This is a genomic window from Synechococcus sp. B60.1 (assembly GCF_047462555.1).
Taxonomy (GTDB): domain Bacteria; phylum Cyanobacteriota; class Cyanobacteriia; order Thermostichales; family Thermostichaceae; genus Thermostichus.
This window is the reverse complement of sequence record NZ_JANSJN010000035.1, coordinates 18,773-23,364: the sequence shown is the minus strand read 5'-3', so window position 1 is coordinate 23,364 and position 4,592 is coordinate 18,773. Positions and strand designations below refer to the sequence as shown.

Annotated in this window: 5 protein-coding genes; 1 reads left to right on the top strand and 4 read right to left on the bottom strand. The window is 56.2% G+C overall.

Features of this window, described 5'->3' with window-relative positions:
* Positions 1–218: 218 nt before the first annotated feature.
* The 3 genes from NW863_RS05730 to NW863_RS05720 all read right to left on the bottom strand — a co-directional run bounded on the left by NW863_RS05730 (position 219) and on the right by NW863_RS05720 (position 1,765).
* Positions 219–818, bottom strand: a complete 600-nt coding sequence (locus tag NW863_RS05730; protein ID WP_414365109.1) for a (2Fe-2S) ferredoxin domain-containing protein — start codon at positions 816–818, stop codon at positions 219–221.
* Positions 802–1,074 carry an Asr1405/Asl0597 family protein gene (locus NW863_RS05725; protein WP_414365107.1) on the bottom strand — a complete coding sequence of 91 codons (273 nt, stop codon included), beginning with the start codon at positions 1,072–1,074 and terminating at the stop codon, positions 802–804. The genes NW863_RS05730 and NW863_RS05725 overlap by 17 nt, the downstream gene beginning before the upstream one ends.
* 139 nt (positions 1,075–1,213) lie before the next feature.
* Positions 1,214–1,765, bottom strand: coding sequence for a Dps family protein (locus NW863_RS05720; RefSeq protein ID WP_414335135.1), 552 nt, complete (start codon positions 1,763–1,765; stop codon positions 1,214–1,216).
* A 240-nt stretch (positions 1,766–2,005) separates the two neighbouring features.
* Between NW863_RS05720 and NW863_RS05715 the strand changes: the two genes are divergently transcribed.
* Positions 2,006–3,247, top strand: coding sequence for a YcjF family protein (locus tag NW863_RS05715; protein ID WP_414365105.1), 1,242 nt, complete (start codon positions 2,006–2,008; stop codon positions 3,245–3,247).
* A 4-nt stretch (positions 3,248–3,251) separates the two neighbouring features.
* On the opposite strand, the gene NW863_RS05710 is transcribed toward NW863_RS05715, so the two are convergent.
* Complete coding sequence (locus tag NW863_RS05710; protein ID WP_414365104.1) at positions 3,252–4,250, bottom strand: glycosyltransferase family 2 protein; 999 nt, start codon at positions 4,248–4,250, stop codon at positions 3,252–3,254.
* Between the last annotated feature and the right edge of the window lie 342 nt (positions 4,251–4,592).

The window sequence follows — 4,592 nt, the reverse complement described above, 5'->3', positions numbered from 1 at the left end:
GCCTCGTGAGTCTTGGATGCTTCAGCTCTACTATGGCTAGCGCCACGCTTTGCGAACAGAGACCCGGTACACGGGAGTGATGAAGCAACTGGGGCAGAGGAAGAGACAAAAATCTCACCGTCAAGCGGATGGGGAAACCCCACCCGCCTGCGCGGTGGGGTAGTTCATGCGAAAAGTCAAGGGAAATCCGCTCGCCCGTGGGGGGATCAGCATGAGCGTCAGGAGGAAGCCGCCGTCTCAACCTGCTGTACCTGCAACGAAGCAATCGGAAAATGCCGCTCCAACAAAGCCGGGATCTCTTGCGAAGAAACGCCGCTGTAGCGAGCCTTGTCGGGCAGGAACACCACGTTCGGCCCCCGTTTGCAGTCCTTCATGCAGCCCACTCCCTGCACGCGGATGCCCCCATAGGCTGCTAGGTGAGCCTGCAGAGCCTGCATCACCTCCAGCGCCCCCCGCCGACAGCAGTCAGACTTCTGGCAGACCAAGACGACCCCTTTTCTCTTTTCCTCCGATTCTGGAGCAGCTTTTGGGGGAGATGTGGCTGGGATCCCTGCCTGGACAGGAACCACGCGGTAGAGCACCCATTTCTCTCGCCCCTTCAGCAAATTCACTTCCCGCTCCCCCGCAATCTGCACCCTATCCCCTGGCTTGAGGCTGCGGTAGAGCTCAGAGCGCAGCGGCTTGGGGATCTTGCCGGCAAACACTTCCGCTCCGGCCTGCCAGCGCAAATACTTGAGCTTGCCATCCTTATCGGGAAGAAATCCCAGGAACTGACCTTCTGACTCGAACGGGATCCTTTGCTTAGCCAACTTGCTCATCTTGTCCCCCAGGCTCGGTGTTGAGCTGCCAACACGTCTCTAGGCTGTCCAATAACTCCCGCCGCCGCGCCGTGTATTGGCGGATCACGCTGCGCACCTGCAACAGGGCCAGAGGCGTGTCCACCTGCACCTGCAAATGGCCATCTCCCGTACAAACTGCCGGGATCCCCAACTCCACCAGCCGCCGCCCAATGCGCCAGCGTTCCCCTAAGGGGATCTGCAAACAATAGCTGCCCTCAAAAGATACAGGGTTCATGGCTAGGAGCAAAACCTCGGCAAATAAATCTAAACCCAATCGGGCAGTAATGATATAAATTTTCAACAAATGCTTACAAAAATAAGCCCTCAGACCTAAGGACAGGCCACCTGGCCGGCGAACCTGCCCCAGATCCTGACTAGGCTCTGCCGTCCATCAAGCCAAACACTAGGCTGTCGTTGGCTAGGAAGTGGTTGAGGTGGAAGGCCCGGTCTTCCGTCTTGAGCAGAATCTGCTCGTAGAGGTAGCGGGTGGCACGATCCCCTAGGCTTTCCGCTTGGGCGGCTTGGCGCCGCAGCAAATCGATGATGGCCTGCTCTGCCGCCAGGTCATTTTGCAACATTTGCCGCGCCTCAAAAGCGCCATCCGGCTCAGGGGTAAAGCAGCAGAGGCGGGCCAAGGTGGCGAAGGTGGCTACCGGCACACCCCCCAGACCTTCGAGGCGTTCTCCCAGGTCGTGGACATGTTCCCTCACCTGCTCGTAGTGATCCTTGAACAATTGGTGTAGCGGGTAGAACTCGGTGCCCTCTACTACGAAGTGATGCTTCTGGTACTGCAAGTACAGCCCTTGGAAGCTGGCCAGAAGGGCGTTCATCCCCTCGCAGATCGGCTGGGTCACCTCCAGGCCGAGGGAGACAGGGTTGTTGCGCACGCTGTTGAAGGACTGGCGCAAGGTTGAGGTTTCAGACATAGGGCAAGGTTCTCCGAAGTAAGAGAGCTAATTGTCCAGCCTACTCGAGTGGACAGATCCAGGGTTTCTTGGGGCTATCCTCACCCCAGCATAGTCTAACTCAACAGTTCTTGTGAATAGCTCTCAACAAAGTGCTTGTTGCAGCAGAACCAGTGGGCTGGTCAGAGAGTAGCCGCATCTTCCCGATTTACACTGGACTGGGAGCGTTAGCCCAGTTGATCCCGTACCTGGAGATGGAGCATGTCGCAAACGGAGCCAGAAAGCCACTCCTGGATAGAAAAACTGATTCGCCTAACCCATCAAACAGTTGCGCGGGCTGGGGGGAAACCGCAGGAACCTTGGGATTGGGCCAGCCACCTGTTCAAAGAGAGCCTGCTGGAAGCAGAGGCAGAAATGGGCCACTGTAATGTCCTGGTGATTGGCAAAAGTGGGGTGGGCAAAAGCACCTTGGTCAACGCGGTGTTTAAAGATGAGCTGGCCCGCACTGGTGTTGGCAGCCCTGTTACCCGCCACATTCGCCAATATTCTAAGCAAGGCTGCCCAATCACCATCTACGATACACCTGGCATGGAATTGGCGGGAGACCAGAATATCCAGATCCGCCTCGAGGTGTCCCAACTGATCGACGAGCTGCGCCTCAAGGATCCCGAACATCACATTCACATTGTTTGGTATTGCATCCACCACGAACTGAAGCGGCTGGAGGAAACCGAGCGTGAGTGGCTGAGAGAGTTAGAACTCAAAGATGTACCGGTCATCTTAGTCTTGACCCAATGCCTGGAATATCCCAATCCCGAAGAGAGCGAGTTTTTTCAGTACTTGCAGCGCCAAAATCTCCCTGTTCGCTACATTGTTCCTCTTTTGGCTAAGGACAAGGTCATTAACCGGCAACTCACCATCCCCGCCCACGGGCTAGAGCACCTAATCGGCTGCACCTCGGAGCTGCTGCCAGAGGTAGCCCGCCTTGCCTTTATCCGCCAGCAATTGCTGCGGGTGGATCTCAAGGCCGATGCTGCTTTTAAGTATGTATCGGGCTATGTGGCCAGCGCAGCGTTCATCGGCGCCGCACCTCTTCCTTTTGCCGATGCCCCTCTACTGGCAGCAGCACAAGTGGGCATGATTGCCAATATCAGCTTTATCTTTGGCTATAAGGCCTCCCCTTCTTTTTACTACTCTTTGATGGCGGCTTTGGCGGGAATTGGGGGCGCAGTAGTCACTGGGCGGGCCATTGTCTCAAACCTGCTGAAGTTGATCCCCGGCGCGGGATCCCTGGCAGGCGGCATCATCCAGTCCACCACAGCGGCTACCCTGACCCTTTCCCTTGGCCTGGCCTATATCGAGCTGATGAAGGCCATCGCCCGCGCCGAAATCCAAGGGATCCAGCTATCCCAGGCCCAGATGCAGGAGATCTTTGTGCGCGAGTACCGAGAATATGCTGCTTCGGGACACAAAACTCTCAAAAACTGGGATTGGGAAAAATGACTTTTTATCCCAGCTTTTGCGTAGACATTGGATCTAATTCTGGAGCAGGGGAAGCTCGTGCGCTCTCGAACCCAAAGGAGCCATTGACTAGGTACAAGGGGCGGCCTTTCACTTCTTCAAAAATGCGGCCCAGATACTCTCCAATCACGCCCAGGCTAATCAACTGGATCCCGCCCAAAAACAAGGTCATCACCGCCAAAGAGGCGTAGCCGGGCACATCGGAGCCAAACAGCAAAGTACGAATGACGAGGAAAAGGCCATACAGCAGAGCCGCCAGCGAGATCGCCAAGCCCAGATAGCTCCACACCCGCAAGGGCCAAGAGCTAAAAGAGGTGATGCCTTCTATGGCTAGGTTCCACAGCCGCCAGTAGTTCCACTGGGTTTTGCCGCGAAAACGGGGGGCGCGGTCGTAAAAAATGGCCACCTGCCGGTAGCCTACCCAGGCAAAGATCCCTTTCATAAAGCGAGTGCGCTCCCGCAGTTGCTTGATGGCGTCTACCACCTGCCGATCCAACAGCCGAAAATCTCCTGTATTGCGCGGGATCCGCACCTGGCTGAGCTGGTCAATGACCCAATAAAACCCATTGGCGGTGAAGCGTTTTAGCCAGCTTTCCCCTTGGCGGCTGCGGCGCACAGCGTACACCACCTGGTAGCCCTGCCGCCACTGCTGCAGCATTTCCGGGATCAACTCTGGGGGATCCTGCAGGTCGGCATCGATGGGAACAACGGCTCTGCCAGAGGCATAATCCAGACCCGCTGTGAGGGCAATCTCTTTGCCAAAACAGCGGGAGAGGTTCACCACCTTGATGCGGGGATCCTGGCGATGGAAGGCAATAAGCTTTTCCAGCGTGTCGTCCTGGCTGCCGTCGTTGACACAGATGATCTCGTAGGGGATCCCTAGAGGATCCAAGGTAAGTCGCAGGCGCTCGAACAGATGCTCCAGGTTGTCTGCCTCATTTTTGCAGGGGATGACAACCGAGAGCTCAGGAGTAACGGGGGACATGGGGCAAAAGGTAGGGATCCCTTTTCTGGCAACTATCGAAGGTGGACTTTAAACCCCTGTTGCCGCTTTGTCTTCGGACTCCTCTCCAGGGGGGCTCTTGATCCAACTGTGGTAGAGGAATCTTCATAGGCGTAACTCCCCCTAAAGCTTAATCTTGCCACCAGCTGGATAAGTCTAATTTAGGACATAATTTAGGACAGGGATGAAAGCTTGTCCAACCAAGCTTGCCGGGCAAGCTGAGGATCAAACCCCTGCCCTTACTGGCTTGCCGACATCTCTGCCACAATCGAGCGCAGCTCGTCCTCCGAGATGCGATAGACCTCGTTACAGAACTGGCAAACC

Bases quoted from the DNA above. Each gene is read 5' to 3' on its own strand.
- NW863_RS05725 (WP_414365107.1), bottom strand. From the start codon at position 1,074: ATGAACCCTGTATCTTTTGAGGGCAGCTATTGTTTGCAGATCCCCTTA.
- NW863_RS05710 (WP_414365104.1), bottom strand. From the start codon at position 4,250: ATGTCCCCCGTTACTCCTGAGCTCTCGGTTGTCATCCCCTGCAAAAAT.
- NW863_RS05730 (WP_414365109.1), bottom strand. From the start codon at position 818: ATGAGCAAGTTGGCTAAGCAAAGGATCCCGTTCGAGTCAGAAGGTCAG.
- NW863_RS05715 (WP_414365105.1), top strand. From the start codon at position 2,006: ATGTCGCAAACGGAGCCAGAAAGCCACTCCTGGATAGAAAAACTGATT.
- NW863_RS05720 (WP_414335135.1), bottom strand. From the start codon at position 1,765: ATGTCTGAAACCTCAACCTTGCGCCAGTCCTTCAACAGCGTGCGCAAC.